Raw genomic sequence first — 21,188 nt, forward strand, 5'->3', positions numbered from 1 at the left:
CATCATCTGACTCACACACACGATTGAAAGCATCATGGCGGGGCAACGCGGCAAGAAGAACCGTAACGTCGTCAACGGCTGGCTTGTGCTGGACAAGCCGGTCGGCCTGACTTCGACGGACGCGCTCACGCGCGTCAAGCGCATCCTCAATCCCCAGAAGGCGGGACACGCCGGCACGCTCGACCCGCTGGCGTCGGGCTGTTTGCCCTTGGCCTTCGGCGAGGCGACCAAGACGGTTCCCTACATCATGGATGGCCGCAAGGTGTACCGGTTCACGGTGACCTGGGGTGCGCAAACGGCCACCGATGATACCGAAGGCGCGGTCACCGCGACCAGTGACGTGCGCCCCGACGCGGAGGCGATTCGCGAGGTTCTGCCCGAGTTCACCGGTGTGATCGAACAGGTGCCGCCGCAGTTCTCCGCCATCAAGGTGGATGGCGCGCGCGCCTATGATCTTGCGCGCGAAGGCGAAACGGTGGAACTCGCGGCGCGCGAGATTGACGTGCACCGGCTGGAGCTGGTCGACTGTCCCGATGCCGACACGGCGGTGTTTGAAACCGAGTGCGGCAAGGGCACCTACGTGCGTGCGCTCGCCCGCGACATGGGCCGCCGCCTGGGCACCTGCGGACACGTGACCACTCTGCGGCGCCTCTTGGTGGGGCCGTTTGGCGAGGATGACATGATCACCTTGACCGAGCTGCGCCAAATGGCGGACGAGGCGGCGGACATTGCCGATGTCATCAGTGATCTGGCGCCGATCGAGACCGCGCTGGAAAGCCTGATGGAAATTCCGGTGTCGCTGAACGACGAGGCGCGGCTGCGCCATGGCCAGGGCGTGATCCTGCGGGGCCGCGACGCGCCCGTGCTTTCCGGCGATGTCTACGCGACGGCGCAGGGCCGGCTGGTGGCCATCTGCGAGGTCGAGCGCGGGAGATGAAGCCCAAGCGGGTGTTCAACCTCTAGCCTGTTTCCCACGGCGCATCCGCCCGCGTGGACAGGCCGGAAAGCCTGGTTGCGGCTGTTGAGTGCCTTAACGTCACAGCGTATGATTTCGCCATGATCAACGCCCCTGTTCTTGCCCTGACCGCGCTCATTGCGGCCCTCGTCGCGGCGACGGCGGCTGATGCCGCATCGCAGGCCGTCCGGCGCTGTGTCGTTGTGGATCCCACCCGTGGCGCGCTGACGGTGCGCGCGACGCCCTCTGGCGGCGATGCGGGCCGGCTGCGCACCGGCGCGCGCGTCGAGATGCTCGACATCGCCTATGACGACAAGGACCGTCCCTGGGCCCGCGTGCGCAGTGTTGACAGCGGCGCGCGGGAGATCTCGGGCTGGGTGTTCCGCGCCTTCCTGGAATGCGATTAAGCCTCTGAGCGACCTCAGGTAGAAACAACTGGATATTCGCGCGGAATTTCTCCATATTCCGCGCGCATCCGACGCTCGGATCCCTTGTCCGCGAGAACCACCGTGTTTGAGCGGGCAATCCGAGTGACGGCGGCGTGATTGCGACCGTGCTGGACGACATCCCGGCACTGGCCAGCACATCACGTCCGGGCGAAGACGCGTCTCCGGCGGAGCGTATCCCAGTCCTCCCTAAAACATCAGGCGGTTCGCGGGCGCATCGCCCTGGCCGCCGCAAGATATAAGGAACCCCGATGTCGATTACAGCTGAGCGTAAGCAGGAACTGATCAAGGAATTCGCCACCAAGGAAGGCGATACCGGATCTCCGGAAGTCCAGGTTGCCGTTCTTTCCGAGCGGATTTCCAACCTCACGGAGCACTTCAAGATCCACGGCAAGGACAATCACTCCCGCCGCGGCCTTCTGAAGATGGTCAGTCAGCGCCGTCGCCTCCTCGACTACGTCAATGCGAACGACCCGGCACGCTATCAGGATCTGATCAAGCGTCTCGGCCTGCGTCGCTAGAACGACCCAGCGCGGCGGGCCCGGCCCGCTGCGCTTTTATTCAGGAACCGCAGGAGAGCCATGGGGCAGGATCGCCGGATGTTTTCGTCTTCACCAACGAGAATCGAAAACGTCTTGCCGTCTTGCCCGTGGCTTATCGTGCTGATCCGAGAACATCCCAGGAATTCCTGGAAAGGACAGCCATATGTTTGATATTCAACGCGAAGAAATCGAGTGGGGCGGGCGCCCGCTGATTCTCGAAACCGGCAAGATCGCCCGCCAGGCCGACGGCGCCGTGATGGTCACCTACGGCGAGACCAAGGTGCTTGCCACCGTCGTCTCCGCCAAGCAGCCCAAGCCGCACCTCGACTTCTTCCCGCTTACCGTGAACTACCAGGAAAAGGCCTTCGCGGCCGGCAAGATCCCCGGTGGCTTCTTCAAGCGCGAGGGACGCCCCTCCGAAAACGAGACGCTCACCTCGCGTCTCATCGACCGTCCGATCCGTCCGCTGTTCGCAGCCGGCTACAAGTGCGAGACTCAGGTCATCCTGACGGTTCTCAGCCACGATCTGGAAAACAACCCCGACATCGTCGCGCTTGTTGGCGCTTCCGCCGCGCTGACCCTGTCCGGCACGCCCTTCATGGGCCCGATCGGCGGTTGCCGCGTCGGCTACATCAATGGCGAATACGTTCTCAACCCGCAGGTTGACGAAATGCCGGAGAGCGCGCTGGACCTGATTGTCGCCGGTACCGGCGACGCCGTGCTGATGGTGGAATCGGAAGCCAAGGAGCTTTCCGAGGACATCATGCTCGGCGCCGTGATGTTCGGTCACAACGCCTATCAGCCGGTCATCGACGCCTGCATCCGTCTTGCCGAGAAGGCCGCCAAGGAGCCGCGCGAGCACATCGTCGTCGACAACTCCGAACTCTTTGCCAAGGTGAAGGAAATCGCCGGCACCGAGATGACCGCGGCCTACAAGATCGCCGAGAAGGGCGAGCGCAAGGCCGCCGTTGACGCCGTGCGCGCCAAGGCCATCGAAACGCTGTGCCCGGAAGGCGACGACGAGGCGCCGACGCCGGCGCTGGTCGGCGGCATGTTCAAGAAGCTGGAAGCGGAAACCGTTCGCGGCCAGATCCTGGACGAAGGCACCCGCATCGATGGCCGCGACGTGAAGACCGTTCGCCCGATCGTCTCCGAGGTCGGCATCCTGCCGCGCGCCCACGGCTCCGCCCTGTTCACGCGCGGCGAAACGCAGGCGCTTGCCGTGGCGACTCTTGGCACCGGCGACGACGAGCAGTTCGTCGACGCACTGACGGGCACCTACAAGGAGCCCTTCATGCTGCACTACAACTTCCCGCCGTATTCGGTCGGTGAAGCGGGCCGCATGGGCTCCCCGGGGCGCCGCGAAATCGGCCATGGCAAGCTGGCATGGCGCGCCGTGCGTCCGATGCTGCCGCCGCACCATGAGTTCCCCTACACGCTGCGCGTCGTCTCGGAAGTGACCGAATCGAACGGTTCGTCCTCCATGGCCACCGTCTGCGGCACTTCGCTGTCGCTGATGGACGCCGGCGTTCCGCTGAAGGGACCTGTCGCCGGCATCGCCATGGGCCTGATCAAGGAGGGCGAGCGCTTCGCCGTCCTGTCCGACATCCTCGGCGACGAAGATCACCTCGGCGACATGGACTTCAAGGTTGCGGGTTCCTCCGACGGCATCACCGCGTTGCAGATGGACATCAAGATCCAGGGCATCACCGAGGAGATCATGAAGATCGCTCTCGGCCAGGCCCGCGACGGCCGCATCCACATCCTCAACGAGATGGCCGGTGCGCTCACCGAGGCCCGTCCGGAGCTCGGCGAGCACGCCCCGCGCATCGAGGTGGTCAAGATCGCGGTCGACAAGATCCGTGAAGTGATCGGCTCGGGCGGCAAGGTCATCCGCGAGATCGTCGAGAAGACCGGCGCCAAGATCGATATCGCCGACGACGGCACGATCAAGGTCGCGTCTTCGGACGCCAAGGCCATCCAGGCGGCGATCAACTGGATCAACTCGATCGCGGCCGAGCCGGAAGTCGGCATGGTCTACGACGGCACCGTCGTGAAGACCGTCGATTTCGGCGCCTTCGTGAACTTCTTCGGCCCCAAGGACGGCCTGGTTCATATCTCCCAGCTCGCCCCGCAGAAGGTCGCCAAGACCACCGACGTCGTCAAGGAAGGCGACAAGGTCAAGGTCAAGCTGCTCGGCTTCGACGATCGCGGCAAGGTGCGCCTGTCGATGAAGGTCGTCGATCAGGAGACCGGCGAAGAGATCAAGCAGGACTGAACCTGTTTCGATCCAAACCAATCGCGAAAGGCCGGGGCATCTGCTCCGGCCTTTTGCGTTTGCGGGCGGTTTGCGCGCCGTTGCCTCTTTGCCACCGCCCTTTCGCCTGTTATATCGCCCGCAAGGAAAGCCGTGGGAGCCGTCATGTCTGATATGCGTCTAGCCGTCGTTGGAGCCTCCGGGCGCATGGGCCGCGCGCTGATCCGCGCCGTGTCCGAAATCCCCGGCGCCATGATCGCCGCCGCCATCGAGCGCGAGGGCTCGGAGTTTCTCGGCCAGGACGCAGGCACGCTCGCGGGCATTGGTGCGCTGGACGTGCCGGTCACCGACGATCCGCTGGAGGCCTTCGTGGCCTGCGAGGGGTGCTGGACTTCACCGTGCCCGTAGCCACCGTCGCCTATGCCGAACTGACCGCACAGGCGCGCATCGTGCACGTGATCGGCACCACCGGCTGCGCGCCCGAGGACGACGCGAAAATCGCCGCCGCCGCCCGGCACGCAACCATCGTCAAGTCCGGCAACATGAGCCTCGGCGTCAATCTGCTGGCCGGGCTGGTGCGTCAGGCGGCGCGCGCGCTGGACGAGGATTTCGACATCGAGATCGCCGAGATGCACCATCGCCACAAGGTCGACGCGCCGTCCGGCACCGCGCTGCTGCTGGGTCAGGCGGCGGCCGAGGGGCGCGAGATCGATCTCGACCAGCGCTCGGTGCGCACGCGTGACGGCGTCACGGGTCCGCGCCCGGTGGGCGACATCGGCTTCGCGGCCCTGCGCGGCGGCTCCGTCATCGGCGATCATACGGTGATCTTTGCGGGCGAGGGCGAGCGCATCGAGCTGTCCCATCTGGCCGGCGACCGGGCGATCTTCGCCCGCGGCGCGGTCAAGGCGGCGCTGTGGGGCCGCGGCGGCAAGCCCGGCCTGTTCACGATGGCCGACGTGCTCGGTCTGAAAGACTGATTTTTCCGTCCCTCCGCTCCTGGCCACCCGTTCGCGGCGTCCGGGGCACGGGATAGCGCATGGAGTACCGCATGGAACGTCTTCTGGTGCTGGTCCGTCACGGCCAGAGCGAGTGGAACCTGAAGAATCTTTTCACCGGCTGGAAGGATCCCGACCTGACCGAGAAGGGCGTCGCGGAGGCGATCGCGGCTGGACGCAAGCTCAAGGATTTGGGCATGTCGTTCGACATCGCCTTCACCTCGGATCTCGGCCGTGCCCAGCGCACGCTGAAGCTGATTCTCGAGGAACTCGGTCAGACGGATCTCAAGACCATCCGCGACCAGAAGCTCAATGAACGCGACTACGGCGATCTGACCGGGTTGAACAAGGATGATGCGCGGGAAAAATTCGGTGAGGAGCAGGTGCATATTTGGCGCCGCTCCTTCGACGTGCCACCGCCGGGCGGCGAGAGCCTGAAGATGACCGCCGAACGCGTCCTGCCCTACTACGACAGCGAGATCCTGCCGCGGGTGCTCAAGGGCGAGAAGACGCTGGTCGTCGCGCACGGCAATTCGCTGCGCGCCCTGATCATGCAGCTGGAGAACCTCAGCCCGGAGGAAATTCTCAAGCGCGAACTCGGCACCGGAGCGCCGATCATTTACCGTCTCAATGAGGACGGTTCGGTGAAGAGCGTCGAGGACCTGGCTGCCTGAGCAGCCGCGCGTCGAGCCGTATACGAAAACGGCGGCCCCAGGGCCGCCGTTCTGCTTCCAAGGCGCGGTGCGCTCAGATTTCGAAACCGTTCTGTAGGGCCAGGTCCTTCAGTGATCTTTCTGGACGTGCGCCGACATGGGAGATCACTTCGGCCGCGGCAAGACCGCCGAGGGAGGCGCAGCGCGGCAGGTCGTAGTCGCGCGCAAGCCCGTAGAGGAAGCCCGAGGCGAAGAGATCACCCGCCCCGGTGAGGTCGACGACGTTGTCGACGGGCGCGGCGTGCACGTGGTGGGTTTCCTCGCGCGTGACGCTCAGCGAGCCCTTCTCGCCCAAGGTGACGACCGCGAGTTTCGCGTCCTCCCGCACAGCGTTGATGGCGGTGTCCAGGTCGGCCGTCTGGTAGAGGGCGCGCAGCTCGTGCTCGTTGGCGAACAGGATGTCGACGGAACCGTCCTTGACCAGACCGAGGAACTCGTCGCGGTAGCGGTCGACGCAGAAGCTGTCCGACAGGGTCAGCGCGGTCTGCCGGCCCGCGTCATGGGCAAGCCGCATGGCGCGGCGGAACGCCTCTTTGGCCGCCGGCGGATCCCACAAGTAGCCTTCCATGTAGGTGATGGCCGAGGCGCCCACGACCTGCGGGTCGATGTCGTCCGGCGTCAGTTCCGTGCAGGCGCCCAGATAGGTGTTCATGGTGCGCTCGCCGTCCGGCGTGATGAGAATCATCGAGCGCGCCGTGGGGCTGCTGTTCTTCAGCGGCGCTGTGGCGAAATGCGCGCCGATGCCGCGCATGTCGTGGCCATAGGCCTCGCCCAGTTCGTCGTCCGCGACCTTGCCGATATAGGCCGCCTGCCCGCCCAGCGAGGCGAGACCCGCGATGGTGTTGCCGGCCGAGCCGCCGGACATCCGCACCGCCGAACCCATCTTGCCGTAAAGCCGCGTGGCTTCCTCGGTGTCGATCAGCCGCATCGAGCCCTTGATCAGGTTCTCGTTGACGAGGAAGTCGGATTCGATGTGGGCGAAGACGTCGGCAATCGCGTTGCCGATGCCCAGGACGTCGAATTTCAAATCGGTCATGCGGAGGGGGTCCATGGGTCGAAAAACAAAAGGGTGAAGTCAGAAGGCGGCGTCCGATGCCGGGCGTCGCCTGTTCACGTCAGAGCTTGGGTGTCGGGCGTAGCGCGCGGTTGGCTTCCGGTTCGCGGATCTTTTCACGGAACGGGCTGGCGCGGTAGACGCCGAGCACTTTCAGTTCCGCGGAGAAGAACGCCAGTTCCTCAAGCGCCAGTCCCACGTTCCTGTCGTCCGGGTGGCCTTCCACGTCGGCATAGAACATGGAGGCGAAGAACTGGCCCTCGAGCTGATAGGATTCCAGCTTGGTCATGTTGACGCCATTGGTCGCGAAACCGCCCAGGCCCTTGTACAGCGCCGCAGGCACGTTGCGCACGCGGAACACCAGCGTGGTGATGACCGGCTGCCCGTTGTTGGCCGCGTGCAGGTTGTCGCGCGAGAGTATCAAGAAGCGTGTGGTGTTGTGCGCCTCATCCTCCACGTCGCGCGCCAGGATCTCCAGCCCGTAGGTGCGTGCGGCAAGTTCCGGCGCCAGCGCCGCGGCGGTCAGATCGCCGCGTTCCGCGATCTGCCGCGCGGAACCGGCGGTGTCCGCGCCGATCACCGCCTCGAGCTTGCGCGCGCGAATCAGCTTGCGGCACTGGCCCAGCGCCATCACGTGGCTCTGCACGCTCTTGAGACCCGCCAGCGTCGCCCCCTTGGGCGCCATGAGCTGGAAACGGATCGGCATGAAGTATTCGCCGATGATGTGCAGCTCGGAGCGCGGCAGCAGATGGTGAATGTCCGCGACGCGCCCGGCGACAGAGTTTTCCACCGGGATCATGCCGAGGTCGGCGCGACCTTCCTCGAGTGCCGCGAAGCAGTCTTCGAACGTCGCGCAGGGCATCGCCTCAAAATCGGGATAGGCGTCATGGCAGGCCATGTGGGAGTTGGCTCCCGGCTCGCCCTGGTAGACGATCTTCTTCATAGTCTTCTCTTCTCTGTTTGCCGCTCAGGGGATGTCCCGCGCGTCGCGGGCATCCTGTCCGCCGTTCTATCAGACGTTGACCTTGCCTGCCTCGATGACCTTGCGCACGCGGGCCAGGTCCTCGGGCGTGTTCACATCCATCGGCGTGCTCGCCACCAGCGTCACATCGATGCGCATGCCGTCTTCCAGCGCCCGCAGCTGTTCCAGCTTCTCGCGTTTCTCCAAAGCCGAAGGCGGCAGCGAGACGAACCGTTCCAGCGCGGCGCGCCGGTAGGCGTAGACGCCGATGTGCTGATACAGCGGCCCGTCGCCCGCCGGCGCCGTGGCGCGGGTGAAGTAAAGCGCCCTGTGCCTGCCCGATATAGGACCCTCAACCGGCGTGGTCACCGCCTTGACGAAGCCGGGATCGTTGCGATCTTCGTCGTTGCGGATCTCGGTCATGATGGTGCCGATGTCCACCTTTGGATCGATGAGCGGCGCAAACGCCGCGCGGATCGCATCGGGATCGATCAGCGGCACGTCGCCCTGCAGATTGAGGATCACCGGGTGGCGGCCATCGGGATCGGTCTTGAGCGCGGCCTCATACACCCGGTCGGATCCCGATTCGTGGTCGGATCTTGTCAGCACGGCCTGACCGCCCGCCGCATGCACCGCTGCGACAATTCGCGCATCGTCGGCTGCGACCACGACCGGTCCGATGGCGGCAATGCTCGCCTGGCGCCAGACATGCACGATCATCGGCTCCCCGGCGATCTCCGCCAGAGGCTTGTCGGGCAGGCGGCTGGAGGCCATTCTTGCCGGGATTACAACCAGTGCGCTCAGCGCGCGCTCGGGCATTGATGCGGTGGAAGACGCGGGCATGCGGGGCGTTGAACTCCATGGCCGGGGCGGATCGGCAAAAGCTGCAATGGCCGGAGGCGACGCGCGCGCAGCCTCCTGGGCGGACCCAAGCCGGACATTGTATGAACTGGGTGTTTTATACCTATGGACAGCCGCGTCAAAAAATTTGTAGTTTCCGGCGACTTCGAATAAAGGCCTCAGGCAGGCAACCGTTGGCCGCGAACGCCGGATTGGACCGCGCGCGGACGGAAATGCCGGGCCAGACACATCGGCTGGGGGAGACGGGCCGTGCGCGCCGCGCAACGCGCACGCTATTCGCTCCAGCACAGCGCGACAAAGCGCCTGATCGCCAACCGAATGCCAAGTGGAGCCGGATAGCATGGACAGTTTCGAGTTGAACAAGATTGCCGGCGCGGTCTTGCTCTCCCTTCTCATCGTCATGGCGCTCGGGGTCTCCTCGGACATTATCTTCCATTCTGAAGCGCCCGAGACGCCGGGTTACGTGATCGAGGTCGCGGATACGGGCGATGGGGCCGCCGAAGCCGCGGCCGAGCCGGCTGAAGAGGTTGTGCCGATCGGTACGCTGCTGGCCAGCGCGGATGCCGCCAACGGCGAGAAGGTGGCCAAGAAGTGCGCCGCCTGTCATACGTTCGAGCAGGGCGGTGCCAACAAGGTCGGTCCGAACCTCTACGAGACTGTTTCCCGCACGCCGGGTACTCACCCGGGCTTTGACTATTCCACCGCGATGGTTGAGTACGGCGCGGATCATGTCTGGAGTTTCGAAAATCTCGATCACTTCCTCGAGAAGCCGAAGGACGCTGTCCCGGGTACGAAGATGGGCTTTGCGGGCCTGAAGAAGGCCGACGATCGGGCCGATCTACTGGCCTATATGCGCACGCTGGCCGCAAACCCGGAGCCGCTGCCCGCGGTGGAGTCTGAAGTGGCCCCGGCAGAAACGGACGCTGAAGCGCCCGCCGCAGAAGCTCCGGCCACCGAGGCGCCTGCCGAGGCTCCCGCGCAATAAGTCTTCAAGCCGTCGAAATAACAAAGGCCGGGCATTCGTGTCCGGCCTTTTTTGTGTTTGCCGCTGTTTTGCCGCGAAATCACCGTTAATTAATTCGCAGTGATGCGGCGATTGCGGACGCGCGGTGGACATGAGTCCTGATATGGGGAAGTGTCTCAAGCCGGATCGACATCCGGAGGATTCATGAACACGCCTGGACTGCGAAGCACTCTGATCATGGCGCTGTGCCTGTTGTCATCCGCCGTCTGGGCGGATGAGCCGCAATGGCGCCACGCCACCGCGCTGACCGGCACGCCGAAATACGGCCCCGACGTCACCCATTTCGATTACGTCAATCCCGATGCGCCTAAGGGCGGGCTGGTGCGGTTGTCGACATCCGGCGGCTTCGACACGTTCAATCCGGTGCTGCCCAAGGGTAACGCGGCGCCCGGCTCGGCGCTGATCTACGACAGCCTGATGGACCTTGCGCTCGACGAGGCCGATATCAGCGCCGAATACGGCGTGATCGCTTCCGCCATGCGCTATCCCGAGGATTTCGGCTGGGTCGAGTTCCGTCTGCGGCCCGAAGCACGTTGGCACGACGGCGAACCGATCACGGTGGCCGACGTGACCTGGAGCTTCGACAAGCAGGTCGAGCTGAGCCCGGCGCACCGCTTTTACTACCGCAACGTGGTCAAGGCCGAGGCTGTAGGCGATGACGCCGTGCGCTTCACCTTCGACGTGACCGGAAACCGCGAGCTGCCGCACATTATGGGGCAGTTGCAGATCCTGCCCAAGCACTGGTGGGAAGGAACGGCACCCAACGGCGAGAAGCGCAGCATCGCCGAGGGCACGCTGGAACCACCGCTGGGGTCGGGCGCCTATCGCATCAAGGAGTTCGATGCCAATCGCCAGATCACCTACGAGCGGGTGCAGGATTATTGGGCCGCCGATCTGCCGGTGCGCGTGGGCACCAACAATTTCGACGAGATCCGCTACGACTCCTATCGCGACGCGACCGTACTGCTGGAAGCCTTCAAGGGCGACCAATACGATTTCCGCGCGGAGAACAGCGCCAAGAACTGGGCGACAGGCTATGATTTTCCCGCCGTCCACGACGGCCGGGTGATCCTGGAGATGTTCCCTGACAAGGCGCGCGGCATCATGCAGGCCTTTGTGCCGAACTTGCGGCGCGAAAAATTTTCCGATCCCCGCGTGCGCGAGGCGCTGAACCTGGCGTTCGATTTCGAAAACGCCAACCGCACGACGTTCTTTGGCCAGTACAAGCGCATCGATTCCTATTTCGCCGGAACGGAGTTGGCCGCGACTGGCCTGCCGCAAGGCAAGGAGCTCAAGATCCTGGAGAGCGTGCGCGATCTGGTGCCGCCGGAGGTGTTCATCACGCCATACGTCAATCCGGTCAACGGCGATCCGCAGAAACTGCGTGACAACCTGCGCAAGGCGGTGGGCCTGCTCAAGCAGGCTGGCTGGGAGTTGAAGGGCCGCAAGATGGTCAACGTCAAGACGGGCGAGCCCTTTGAGATCGAGTTCATCGCGCAGGATCCGGGAGCCGAGCGCTATGTCCTGCCCTACGCCAGCAATCTCGAGCGCATCGGCATCACGATGACTCTGCGGGTTCTCGACACGCCGCAATACATCAACCGCGTGCGCGGGCGTGACTTCGACATGACGACGCTGGGTTGGGGACAGTCCCTATCGCCGGGCAATGAGCAGCGCGAGTTCTGGGGGTCGGATTCCGCCGACCGTCCGCAATCGCGCAACTATGCCGGCATCCGTGACAAGGGCGTCGACGCGCTGATCGACAAGGTGATTTTCGCCAAGGATCGCGACGAGCTGGTCGCCGCCACCCATGCGCTCGACCGGGTGCTGCTGGCGCACCATTTCGTGATCCCGCAGTGGTATCTCGACGTCAGCCGCACGGCACGCTGGGATCGCTTCGGCCACCCAGAGAATATCCCGGAATACACCCACGGGTTCCCCGAGATCTGGTGGTGGGACGAGGCCAAGGCCGCCCGGGTGGGGCCGCAGAGATGAGCGCTGGAGGGTTCTCCCGGCGCTCAGTCCTGCGCATGGCCGCGGCGTCCGCGCTGGCGCCGCTTGCTACGACGCTGATGCCCCGCTTCGCCCGCGCCGTCTCGCGCAACGGCGCGGAGCACCATGGCCTGTCGGTGTTCGGAGATCTGAAATACGGCGCCGATTTCACGCACTTCGACTATCTGGTCCCGGACGCGCCCAAGGGCGGTCGGATTGCCTTCACCGCGCCCTCCTGGGCCTACAACCAGAACCCACAGACCTTCAACACGCTCAATTCGTTCATTCTCAAGGGCGACGCGCCGCCGCGCATGGAGCTGTGTTTCGACAGCCTGATGGTGCGCGCGTTGGATGAGCCGGACGCGGTCTACGGGCTGTTGGCGCGCTCCGTCAGCGTGTCGGACGACGGCAACCGCTATCGCTTCCATCTTCGGCCCGAGGCGCGCTTTCACGACGGTACGCCGCTTGTGGCCGAGGACGTGGCCTTCACTCTGATGTTGCTGAAGGAAAAGGGGCATCCGCTGATCAGCCAGACGATCACCGAGATGGTCTCGGCCGAGGCACTTTCGTCCGAGGTGGTCGAGGTGGCCTTTTCCGGCAAGCAGACCCGGCAACTGCCGATGGTCGTCGCCGGTCTGCCGGTCTTCTCCAGGCGCTACTACGAGACCCAGGATTTCACCAAGACCACGATGGAGCCGCCGCTGGGCTCCGGACCCTACCGGGTCGGCGCCTTCGAGCAGGGCCGCACCATCGACTACGAGCGCGTGGAGGACTGGTGGGCGCGCGATCTCCCCGTCGCCCGCGGCGCCTTCAATTTCGACGTCATCCGCATCGAGTTCTTCCGCGACCGGCAAATCGCCTTCGAGGCGATGAAGAAGGGCAAGCTGACGTTCTACGAGGAGTTCGTCTCCAAGAGCTGGGCGACGGAGTATGATTTCCCCGCCGTGCGCGACGGGCGCGTGATCAAGACGACGTTTCCCGACGACCGGCCCGCCGGAGCGCAGGGCTGGTTCTTCAACACCCGGCGGGATAAATTTTCAGATCCGCGCACCCGGGAGGCTATCGGCCTGGCGTTCGATTTCGAGTGGACAAATCAGAACCTGTTCTACGGGCTCTACGAGCGCACCAATTCCTTCTTCCAGAATTCCGAGATGATGGCCCACGGCGTGCCCTCGGCTGAAGAACTGACGCTGCTGGAACCGTTGCGCGGCCAGCTTTCCGCAGACGTGTTCGGCGAGGTCTGGCGCGCGCCCGTCTCCGATGGCTCGGGCCAGGATCGTGCTTTGTTTCGCCGCGCGACGGAGCTGCTGCGTGACGCCGGCTGGATACGCGAGGGCCAGACGCTGGTCTCGGCATCCGGGACGCCGCTGACGGTGGAGTTCCTGTCCAATTCGCCGAGCTTCGAGCGGGTGATCCTGCCCTATGTGAAGAACCTCCGCCTGATCGGTGTGGAGGCGACCTTCCGGGTGGTCGATTCAGCACAATATCAGTCGCGGCTCAACGATTTCGATTTCGATGCCGTGGGCCGGCGCTATGCCATGGAGGCGACGCCCGGCGAGGGCATCCGGCAGTTCTGGGGATCGGATGCGGCCGGGCGCCCGGGCAGCAACAATCTCGCCGGTATCAGCGATCCGGCCGTTGACGCGCTTATTGAAAAGATCATTCACGCCGATAGCCGCGAGGCGATGACCATCGCGTGCAAGGTGCTGGACCGGGTGCTGCGCGCGTCGCACTACTGGGTGCCCAACTGGTACAAGGCCAGCCACGCGGTGGCCTATTGGGACCGCTTCGGATTTCCTCCGGAGAAACCGCGCTACGGGTTTCCCGTGGAAACCACCTGGTGGTCCGACGGGACCAAAGCCGCGACGTTCGACTAGAACGATGTTCCATTATCGCTCCTGCGACGATGGTGACGCGCGCGTTAATGATGCTATAGCTTGTTGGAATCGGTTGGTTTTCGCCAATGAGCGGGTTCCGGGCGAACACACGCCGATGCAGACGGACTGAGAACAGACCATGGGCGCCTACATCCTGCGACGGCTGCTTCTGATGATCCCGACGATCATCGGCATCATGGCGGTCAACTTCGTGATCATCCAGTTTGCGCCGGGCGGGCCGGTGGAGAAGGTCATTGCCCAGCTCACGGGCACCGATGTCTCCGCCACCGCGCGGATTTCCGGCGGCAGCGGCGATCTCGGCGGCGGCCAGAGCGCCAGCCAGGGCGGCGGTGCGGAATCGAGCTCCAAATATCGCGGCGCGCAAGGCCTGGATCCGGAGTTCATCAAGGATCTGGAGAAGCAGTTCGGCTTCGACAAGCCGCCGCTGGAGCGCTTCGGGCGGATGCTGTGGAACTACGCCCGCTTCGATTTCGGCGAGAGTTATTTTCGCGACATCGCGGTGGTCGATCTGGTGATCGAGAAGATGCCCGTGTCGATTTCGCTCGGGCTCTGGATGACGCTGATCTCCTATCTGATTTCGATCCCGCTTGGGATACGCAAGGCGGTGACCGACGGTAGCCGTTTTGATGTCTGGACCTCGGCGGTGATCGTCGTGGGCTATGCGATTCCGGGCTTCCTGTTCGCTGTGCTGCTGATCGTGCTCTTCGCCGGCGGCTCGTTCTTCGACTGGTTCCCCTTGCGCGGGCTGTTCTCGGACAATTGGGACACGCTGTCGTGGGGCGAAAAGATTCTCGATTACTTCTGGCACCTGGCGCTGCCGCTGACCGCGATGGCGCTGTCGGCGTTTGCCACCACGACACTGCTGACCAAGAATTCCTTCCTTGATGAGATCCGCAAGCAATATGTGGTGACGGCCCGCGCCAAGGGGCTGAGCGAGCGCGAGGTGCTGTACCGGCATGTGTTCCGCAATGCCATGCTGATCATCGTGGCGGGCTTCCCCGGCGCCTTCATCTCGTCGTTCTTCGCGGGATCGCTGCTGATCGAGACGATCTTCTCGCTCGACGGGCTGGGGCTTTTGGGTTTTGAGTCGGTAATCAACCGCGACTATCCGGTGATCTTCGCGACCTTGTTCATCTTCTCGCTGATGGGGCTGCTGGTCGGATTGATTTCCGACCTCACCTACACCTGGATCGATCCCCGGATCGATTTCGAAAGCCGGGAGGTCTGAGCCATGACAGCCGACATGCGTCTCGAAAAAGATCTTTCCGACCAAGGATATGAGACCATCAATCCATTGCCGGCCGAGGAGCAGCCACCGCGCGAGAAATTCAAGCTGTCGCCGATGAACCGCCGCCGGCTCACGAACTTCCGCGCCAACCGGCGCGGCTACTGGTCGTTGTGGATCTTTCTGGTGCTCTTCGCGCTGTCGCTGGTCGCGGAATTCATCGCCAACGACAAACCGATCCTGATTTCCTACAAGGGCGAGCTGCTCACGCCGATCTTCGTCGACTATCCGGAAGAGAAATTCGGCGGCTTTCTCGCGGTGACCGATTACCGCGACCCCTTCATCAAGGAGGAGGTCGAGAGCAACGGCTGGATGGTCTGGCCGCCGATCCGATACTCCTACAACACGGTGAACAACGAACTCCCGGTGCCGGCGCCCGCGCCGCCGTCGTGGATGTTGGACAAGGAGACGCGCTGCCAGCGCTATCCGCAAGGGGTGGCGGACAGCGGCTGCACGCTGGGCAACTGGAACTGGGTCGGCACCGACGATCAGGGTCGTGACGTGGTGGCGCGGCTGATCTACGGCTTCCGGCTGTCGGTGCTGTTTGGGCTGACGCTGACGGTTCTCTCGTCGATCATCGGCGTCTCGGCCGGCGCGGTGCAAGGGTACTATGGCGGCTGGATCGATCTTCTTTTCCAGCGCTTCATCGAGATCTGGACGTCGATTCCGACGCTCTATCTGATCCTGATCATCGCCAGTATTCTGACGCCGAACTTCTGGATCCTGTGCGGAATTCTGCTGGCGTTCTCCTGGGTGGCGCTGGTGGGCGTGGTGCGCGCGGAATTCCTGCGCGGCCGCAATTTCGAATATGTGAACGCCGCGCGGGCGCTGGGCGTGTCCAACCGCGCCATCATGTTCCGGCATCTGCTGCCCAACGCCATGGTGGCGACGCTGACCTTCATGCCGTTCATCCTCAACGGCTCGATCTCGACGCTGACGGCGCTGGACTTTCTCGGCTTCGGGCTGCCGCCGGGCTCGCCGTCGCTGGGCGAACTGCTGGCCCAGGGCAAGAACAACCTGCAGGCGCCCTGGCTGGGGTTCTCGGGCTTCCTGGTGATCTCGGTGATGCTCAGCCTGTTGATCTTCATCGGCGAGGCGGTGCGCGACGCCTTCGACCCGCGCAAGACGTTCAAGTGAGGCGGGCGATGAACGACTCCAAGCAGATGAATGACCCTCTCCTTTCGATCCGCAACCTCGACGTGGACTTCACGCAGGCCGATTTCACAACCCATGCGGTCAGGAACGTCTCCTTTGACATTCGCAAGGGGGAAACGCTGGCGCTGGTGGGCGAGTCCGGGTCGGGAAAATCGGTCACCGCCCTGTCGATCCTGAAGCTGCTGCCCTATCCGGCCGCCTCGCATCCGAATGGCGAGATTCTGTTCAACGGCGAGAATCTGCTCAACGCCCGGGAACCGGCGTTGCGCGCGGTGCGCGGCAACGACATCTCGATGATCTTCCAGGAGCCGATGACCTCGCTCAACCCGTTGCACAGCGTTGAGCGGCAGGTGTCGGAAATTCTCAAGCTGCACCGGGGCATGGGCGACAAGGCGGCGCGCGCGCGGGTGCTCGAACTGCTCGACCAGGTCGGCATCCGCGATCCGGAGACCCGGCTCGCCTCCTATCCGCATCAGCTTTCCGGCGGCCAGCGCCAGCGCGTGATGATCGCCATGGCGCTTGCGAATGAACCGGACCTGTTGATCGCCGATGAGCCGACCACCGCGCTCGACGTGACCGTGCAGGCGCAGATCCTGAAGCTGCTGAAGGATCTGCAGGGCGAACGCGGCATGGCCATGCTGTTCATCACCCATGACCTCGGGATCGTGCGCAAGACCGCCGACCGGGTTTGCGTGATGACCGACGGCGAGATCGTTGAACAAGGACCGGTCGAGGGGATTTTCACCAATCCGCAGCACGCCTACACGCGTCATCTGCTGGCGGCGGAACCGAAGGGCACACCGCCGAAACGCGACATGGAGCGCCCCATCGTCGTGGAGGCGGACGATCTGAAGGTCTGGTTCCCGGTCAAGCGCGGCTTCCTGCGCCGCACCGTCGATCACATCAAGGCGGTGGACGGCATCGACGTGCGGGTGCGCGAGGGCCAAACGCTGGGTGTGGTGGGCGAGAGCGGCTCGGGCAAGACCACGCTCGGGCTGGCGATCCTGCGGATGATTTCCTCAAAAGGTCGCATCGCGTTTTTCGGCAAGGACATCCAGGAGAAATCCTGGCGCGACATGCGGCCGCTGCGCCGCGACATGCAGGTGGTCTTCCAAGATCCCTTCGGCTCGTTGAGCCCACGCATGTCGATCGCCGAGATCGTCGCCGAAGGCCTGGGCATCCACATGCCGCATCTGTCAAAGCAGGAGCGCGACCGCAAGGTCGCCGCCGCGCTGGACGAGGTCGGCATTGATCCCGCGACCATGCACCGCTATCCGCATGAATTCTCCGGCGGCCAGCGTCAGCGCATCTCGGTGGCTCGGGCCATGGTTCTGGAGCCGAAATTCGTCATGCTCGACGAGCCGACCTCGGCGCTGGACATGAGCGTGCAGGCGCAGGTGGTCGATCTGCTGCGCGACCTGCAGAAGAAGCACGACCTGGCCTATCTGTTCATCAGCCACGATCTGAAGGTGGTGCGCGCGCTCGCCAACGACGTGATCGTCATGCGCCAGGGCAAGGTGGTGGAATCCGGCACGTCGGACAGGATTTTCGACGCGCCGCGGACCGACTACACCAAGGCGCTGATGGCCGCGGCCTTCCGCCTCGAGGCCGTGGGCGAAGGCCTGGTCAGCGAATAGCTCCGGTCAACGCCATCAGGCTGCGGTTATCAGAACGGGGTTCTGGAGCGGATGGCGGCGCTGAGCGTTCCTTCGTCGAGGTAGTCCAATTCGCCGCCGACCGGCACGCCATGCGCAAGCCGGGAAATCTTCGCACCGAGGCCAGCGAGCTGGTCTGTGACGTAATGCGCGGTCGTCTGGCCCTCCATGGTGGCGTTCACCGCCAGGATCACTTCGTCCACGCCGCCGGCCTTTACCCGCGCCACCAGCGCGTCGATTGTCAGATCCTCCGGCCCGATGCCGTCGAGCGGCGACAGGGTGCCGCCGAGCACATGATAGCGCGCGTTGATCGCGGCTGCGCGTTCCAGCGCCCACAGATCCGAAACATCCTCCACGACGACAATCGTGCGCGCGTCGCGGCGCGGATCGGCACAGACGGTGCAAGGATCGCTGGTGTCGATGTTGCCGCATGTTGCGCAGACGCCGACGCTTTGAACGGCCACGCCCATGGCTTCGGCCAGCGGCACCAGCAACTGTTCCTTCTTCTGGATCAGCTGCAGCGCCGCGCGGCGCGCCGAGCGTGGCCCCAGCCCCGGAAGCTTGGCCAGCAACTGGATCAGCCGCTCGATCTCCGGTCCTGTGACCCTGCGCGTGCTCATGGAATGTCCCGGCGCGAAGGGCGGATCAAAACGGCAGCTTCATGCCTGCGGGCAGACCGAGACCGCTCATCATCTCCTGGGTCTTTTCGGCCATCGCGGCCTCCGCCTTGGCCTTGGCGTCATTGTGCGCGGCGATGATCAGATCCTCGAGGATCTCGACTTCGTCGGCCTTGGCGAGCGAGGGGTCGATCTTCAGGCTCTGCATGGTGCCCTTGCCGTTCAGCGTGACGACGACCATGCCGCCGCCGGAGGCGCCAGTGACCTCGATGGCCGCGACCTCCTCCTGAAGCGAGCCCATCTGCTCTTGCATCTGCTTGGCCTGCTTCATCATCTTCATGAAATCCATCGGGGCGCCTCGTTGGATCTGTCCGGGTCGCGGCCTGGCACGCGCCGGAGGGTGGGTGGAACACGCAGCCGGATATGGGCGCGTTTGCGTTGAAATCCAGAGTCCGCGCCGGGAAGAGGCGATGCGGCTCCGCGGCTTTCTGATATCAGTCGTCGTCGTCCGTCTCGTCGTCGGGAGACGCATCAAGAACATCTGTGTCTTCGCCCTCGAGAACCCGCACATCGACGATTTCCGAGCCGGGAAAGGCGTCGAGCACGGCGGAGACGGCCGGATTGGCGCGGGCGTCGGTGACAAGCTGCGCCTGATCGGCCTCGCGGCGCTCATGGATCGTCTGCGCGCCGGGTTCGGCGCGGCTGACGGCGACAAGCCAGCGTTGTCCGGTCCAGTCGCTCAGCTTGCGGCCGAGCACGCCCGCGAGATCAGCGGCCGCGCCCTTGTCGATGGCGATGTCGAGCCGGCCCGGCTGGATGGCGATCAGCCGGATTTGCCGCTCTATGGCGAATTTCAAGGAGATGTCGCGGTTTTGCGCCGCCAGCGCGGCCACGTCTTCCAGCGTGCCGATGGTGAGCGTGGTCTCGGACGGGACGTCGCTGAGCGCAGGCTCGGGTGGGGATTGCGCTGTCTGAGGCTCCGGCTGGGGCACATGCTTGGGCTGGTGCGCGGCCTGCTGGCCGCCCGTGATGGCCTGCAGCCGCGGTGCGCCTTGTTGGAGTGCCGACATGGATGGTGCGCCGGCCGGCGGGGCGGATTGTTGCGCCGGCGCCTGTTGCGCATGTCCGCCCGGCTGTCCGCCGCCACCTGCGGCGGGGCCGCCGCCAGCGGGCGCGGCAGGGGCAGCCTGCTGCGTGCCGCGCAACTGACGCAGGGCGTCGTCGGGCGTGGGCAGGTCGGCGGCGTAGCACAGGCGGATCAGCGCCATGTCGGCGGCCGCCAGCGGCTTGGGCGCGGTCTGTACCTCGCCCACCGCCTTGAGCAGCATCTGCCACGCCCGGCCCAGCACGCGCATCGACAGCGCCTCGGCAAAAGCCTTGCCGCGCGTGCGCTCGGTCTCGGTGACAGAGGTGTCGTTGCCGGCATCGGGCACCACCTTGAGGCGGGTCACCAGATGCACGAATTCCGCGAGATCGCTCATGATCACGGCCGGGTCGGCGCCCACATCGTATTGTTCGCGCAACCCATCGAGGGCCGCGGCCGCATCGCCCTTCATCACGTGTTCGAACAGATCGATCACCCGGGCGCGGTCGGCCAGTCCCAGCATGCCGCGCAACTCGTCGGCGGTGATCGTGCCCGCGCCATGCGCCATGGCCTGGTCGAGCAGCGACAGTGAATCGCGCACGGAGCCCTCGGCCGCACGCGCCACCATGGCAAGCGCCTCGTCCTCGATCGCCACCTTCTCGGAATCCGAAATCCGCCGCAGGTGCTTGACCAGCGTTTCGGCTTCCACGCGGCGCAAATCGAAGCGCTGGCAGCGCGACAGCACCGTCACCGGAACCTTGCGGATTTCCGTGGTGGCGAAGATGAATTTCACGTGCTCGGGCGGCTCTTCGAGCGTCTTCAGCAGCCCGTTGAAGGCCGCCTTCGACAGCATGTGCACCTCATCGATGATGTAGACTTTGTAGCGCGCGGAAACGGGCCGGTAGCGCGCCGCATCGGTGATCTCGCGAATGTCGTCGATGCCGGTGTGCGAGGCGGCGTCCATCTCGATGACGTCGATGTGGCCGCCGTCCATGATCGCCTGGCAATGGATGCCCAGCCGTTCGAGCGCGATGGTCGGCTGGTCGATCTCGCCGGGGATCTCGTAGTTGAGGGCGCGCGCCAGAATCCGCGCCGTGGTCGTCTTGCCGACACCGCGCACGCCGGTCAGCATCCAGGCCTGGGCGATGCGCCCGGTCTCGAACGCATTGGACAGGGTGCGCACCATCGGCTCCTGGCCGATCAGGTCGGTAAAATCGCGCGGGCGGTATTTGCGGGCGAGAACGCGGTAGGCGCCGTCATCCTTGGTCGCGTCGGGCGTGGGGATGAGACTCGGCTGAACGGGATCGTTCAGCGTGCCGTCAGGCTGGTCGTCATTGTGGAGATTGCCGTCCATGACGCCCCGTTCGGGCCGCCGTGCAAAGCGGCCAATTCCGCCGCGGCCCGGCCTGCGGCGGCCTGTGAGCCCCGGCTTGTGGTAAGCCGTTTGACTGTGGCGCGCCGCGCGCCGAATGGAGGTGGGAGGTTGGACACGGTGACCCGTGCCGATACTCGTTGGGGCTGCTTCCTTCCGGACCTGACCCGGTTGGCGAGTGGCGCGTCCACTAGCCAACCTCCCGAGCCCGTTATATCAGGATTAGGAGGGGCGTTGGCAAGGGCCAATCCGGGCGAATGTCGCAAGCGCCGGATTCCTGCACAGTTTTGCCCGAAACGGCGCGCACCGCCGCTCGCACCGA

At 64.6% G+C, this 21,188-nt stretch carries 16 protein-coding genes, 1 other RNA gene and 2 pseudogenes; 12 read left to right on the forward strand and 7 right to left on the reverse strand.

All coding sequences use genetic code 11. The features are described from left to right. Positions 1-34: 34 nt before the first annotated feature. The 6 genes and pseudogenes from truB to D1F64_RS01720 all read left to right on the forward strand — a co-directional run bounded on the left by truB (position 35) and on the right by D1F64_RS01720 (position 5,869). Positions 35-963, forward strand: a pseudogene (gene truB / locus D1F64_RS01695) (tRNA pseudouridine(55) synthase TruB). 93 nt (positions 964-1,056) lie between these two features. Beyond that, complete coding sequence (locus D1F64_RS01700) at positions 1,057-1,362, forward strand: SH3 domain-containing protein (protein ID WP_117411006.1); 306 nt, start codon at positions 1,057-1,059, stop codon at positions 1,360-1,362. Between the two features lie 290 nt (positions 1,363-1,652). Further along, entirely contained in the window at positions 1,653-1,922 is a 270-nt protein-coding gene (gene rpsO, locus D1F64_RS01705; RefSeq protein WP_117411007.1) for a 30S ribosomal protein S15, read from the forward strand. Positions 1,923-2,106: 184 nt separating this feature from the next. Beyond that, positions 2,107-4,221, forward strand: a complete 2,115-nt coding sequence (gene pnp, locus D1F64_RS01710) for a polyribonucleotide nucleotidyltransferase (RefSeq protein WP_117411008.1) — start codon at positions 2,107-2,109, stop codon at positions 4,219-4,221. Between the two features lie 144 nt (positions 4,222-4,365). Beyond that, positions 4,366-5,177, forward strand: a pseudogene (gene dapB, locus D1F64_RS01715) (4-hydroxy-tetrahydrodipicolinate reductase). Between the two features lie 71 nt (positions 5,178-5,248). Then, on the forward strand, positions 5,249-5,869 hold the full coding sequence (locus tag D1F64_RS01720; protein ID WP_117411009.1) for a 2,3-bisphosphoglycerate-dependent phosphoglycerate mutase: 621 nt from the start codon (positions 5,249-5,251) through the stop codon (positions 5,867-5,869). A 73-nt stretch (positions 5,870-5,942) separates the two neighbouring features. On the opposite strand, the gene D1F64_RS01725 is transcribed toward D1F64_RS01720, so the two are convergent. The 3 genes from D1F64_RS01725 to D1F64_RS01735 all read right to left on the reverse strand — a co-directional run bounded on the left by D1F64_RS01725 (position 5,943) and on the right by D1F64_RS01735 (position 8,766). After that, on the reverse strand, positions 5,943-6,944 hold the full coding sequence (locus D1F64_RS01725) for an adenosine kinase (RefSeq protein WP_117411010.1): 1,002 nt from the start codon (positions 6,942-6,944) through the stop codon (positions 5,943-5,945). 79 nt (positions 6,945-7,023) lie between these two features. Further along, complete coding sequence (locus tag D1F64_RS01730) at positions 7,024-7,905, reverse strand: prephenate dehydratase (RefSeq protein WP_117411011.1); 882 nt, start codon at positions 7,903-7,905, stop codon at positions 7,024-7,026. Positions 7,906-7,974: 69 nt separating this feature from the next. Beyond that, entirely contained in the window at positions 7,975-8,766 is a 792-nt protein-coding gene (locus D1F64_RS01735) for a 3-deoxy-manno-octulosonate cytidylyltransferase (protein ID WP_117411012.1), read from the reverse strand. A gap of 358 nt (positions 8,767-9,124) precedes the next feature. Here D1F64_RS01735 and D1F64_RS01740 point away from each other — a divergent pair, with 358 nt between their 5' ends. The 6 genes from D1F64_RS01740 (at position 9,125) to D1F64_RS01765 (ending at position 17,775) form a co-directional block, all read left to right on the forward strand. Further along, complete coding sequence (locus tag D1F64_RS01740) at positions 9,125-9,769, forward strand: cytochrome c family protein (RefSeq protein ID WP_117411013.1); 645 nt, start codon at positions 9,125-9,127, stop codon at positions 9,767-9,769. A 216-nt stretch (positions 9,770-9,985) separates the two neighbouring features. Beyond that, a complete protein-coding gene (locus D1F64_RS01745) occupies positions 9,986-11,803 on the forward strand; it encodes an extracellular solute-binding protein (RefSeq protein ID WP_248304833.1) in 1,818 nt (605 codons plus the stop codon). Next, positions 11,800-13,677 (forward strand): extracellular solute-binding protein, encoded by a 1,878-nt coding sequence (locus D1F64_RS01750; protein WP_205470613.1) that lies wholly within the window; start codon positions 11,800-11,802, stop codon positions 13,675-13,677. Before D1F64_RS01745 ends, D1F64_RS01750 begins: the two co-directional genes overlap by 4 nt. A gap of 139 nt (positions 13,678-13,816) precedes the next feature. Further along, complete coding sequence (locus D1F64_RS01755) at positions 13,817-14,926, forward strand: microcin C ABC transporter permease YejB (RefSeq protein ID WP_117411016.1); 1,110 nt, start codon at positions 13,817-13,819, stop codon at positions 14,924-14,926. A gap of 114 nt (positions 14,927-15,040) precedes the next feature. Continuing rightward, positions 15,041-16,120, forward strand: coding sequence for an ABC transporter permease (locus D1F64_RS01760; protein WP_248304834.1), 1,080 nt, complete (start codon positions 15,041-15,043; stop codon positions 16,118-16,120). Positions 16,121-16,146: 26 nt separating this feature from the next. After that, on the forward strand, positions 16,147-17,775 hold the full coding sequence (locus D1F64_RS01765; protein ID WP_117414351.1) for an ABC transporter ATP-binding protein: 1,629 nt from the start codon (positions 16,147-16,149) through the stop codon (positions 17,773-17,775). A gap of 29 nt (positions 17,776-17,804) precedes the next feature. On the opposite strand, the gene recR is transcribed toward D1F64_RS01765, so the two are convergent. The 4 genes from recR to ffs all read right to left on the reverse strand — a co-directional run bounded on the left by recR (position 17,805) and on the right by ffs (position 21,068). Continuing rightward, complete coding sequence (gene recR / locus D1F64_RS01770; protein WP_117411018.1) at positions 17,805-18,413, reverse strand: recombination mediator RecR; 609 nt, start codon at positions 18,411-18,413, stop codon at positions 17,805-17,807. Positions 18,414-18,438: 25 nt separating this feature from the next. Continuing rightward, entirely contained in the window at positions 18,439-18,759 is a 321-nt protein-coding gene (locus D1F64_RS01775; RefSeq protein ID WP_117411019.1) for a YbaB/EbfC family nucleoid-associated protein, read from the reverse strand. 145 nt (positions 18,760-18,904) lie between these two features. After that, the gene (locus D1F64_RS01780; protein ID WP_117411020.1) at positions 18,905-20,848 is read right to left on the reverse strand and encodes a DNA polymerase III subunit gamma/tau; all 1,944 of its coding nucleotides are present in this window, start codon (positions 20,846-20,848) and stop codon (positions 18,905-18,907) included. A 122-nt stretch (positions 20,849-20,970) separates the two neighbouring features. Beyond that, positions 20,971-21,068: signal recognition particle sRNA small type (ffs, locus tag D1F64_RS01785), an RNA gene on the reverse strand. Positions 21,069-21,188: the final 120 nt, after the last annotated feature.

Source organism: Breoghania sp. L-A4 (genome assembly GCF_003432385.1).
In the GTDB taxonomy this organism is placed as follows: domain Bacteria; phylum Pseudomonadota; class Alphaproteobacteria; order Rhizobiales; family Stappiaceae; genus Breoghania.

Bases quoted from the DNA above. Each gene is read 5' to 3' on its own strand.
- recR (WP_117411018.1), bottom strand. From the start codon at position 18,413: ATGAGCACGCGCAGGGTCACAGGACCGGAGATCGAGCGGCTGATCCAG.
- D1F64_RS01760 (WP_248304834.1), top strand. From the start codon at position 15,041: ATGAACCGCCGCCGGCTCACGAACTTCCGCGCCAACCGGCGCGGCTAC.
- D1F64_RS01775 (WP_117411019.1), bottom strand. From the start codon at position 18,759: ATGGATTTCATGAAGATGATGAAGCAGGCCAAGCAGATGCAAGAGCAG.
- D1F64_RS01745 (WP_248304833.1), top strand. From the start codon at position 9,986: ATGGCGCTGTGCCTGTTGTCATCCGCCGTCTGGGCGGATGAGCCGCAA.
- D1F64_RS01750 (WP_205470613.1), top strand. From the start codon at position 11,800: ATGAGCGCTGGAGGGTTCTCCCGGCGCTCAGTCCTGCGCATGGCCGCG.
- D1F64_RS01700 (WP_117411006.1), top strand. From the start codon at position 1,057: ATGATCAACGCCCCTGTTCTTGCCCTGACCGCGCTCATTGCGGCCCTC.
- D1F64_RS01725 (WP_117411010.1), bottom strand. From the start codon at position 6,944: ATGACCGATTTGAAATTCGACGTCCTGGGCATCGGCAACGCGATTGCC.
- pnp (WP_117411008.1), top strand. From the start codon at position 2,107: ATGTTTGATATTCAACGCGAAGAAATCGAGTGGGGCGGGCGCCCGCTG.
- D1F64_RS01735 (WP_117411012.1), bottom strand. From the start codon at position 8,766: ATGCCCGCGTCTTCCACCGCATCAATGCCCGAGCGCGCGCTGAGCGCA.
- rpsO (WP_117411007.1), top strand. From the start codon at position 1,653: ATGTCGATTACAGCTGAGCGTAAGCAGGAACTGATCAAGGAATTCGCC.
- D1F64_RS01765 (WP_117414351.1), top strand. From the start codon at position 16,147: ATGAATGACCCTCTCCTTTCGATCCGCAACCTCGACGTGGACTTCACG.
- D1F64_RS01730 (WP_117411011.1), bottom strand. From the start codon at position 7,905: ATGAAGAAGATCGTCTACCAGGGCGAGCCGGGAGCCAACTCCCACATG.
- D1F64_RS01755 (WP_117411016.1), top strand. From the start codon at position 13,817: ATGGGCGCCTACATCCTGCGACGGCTGCTTCTGATGATCCCGACGATC.
- D1F64_RS01720 (WP_117411009.1), top strand. From the start codon at position 5,249: ATGGAACGTCTTCTGGTGCTGGTCCGTCACGGCCAGAGCGAGTGGAAC.
- D1F64_RS01780 (WP_117411020.1), bottom strand. From the start codon at position 20,848: ATGGACGGCAATCTCCACAATGACGACCAGCCTGACGGCACGCTGAAC.
- D1F64_RS01740 (WP_117411013.1), top strand. From the start codon at position 9,125: ATGGACAGTTTCGAGTTGAACAAGATTGCCGGCGCGGTCTTGCTCTCC.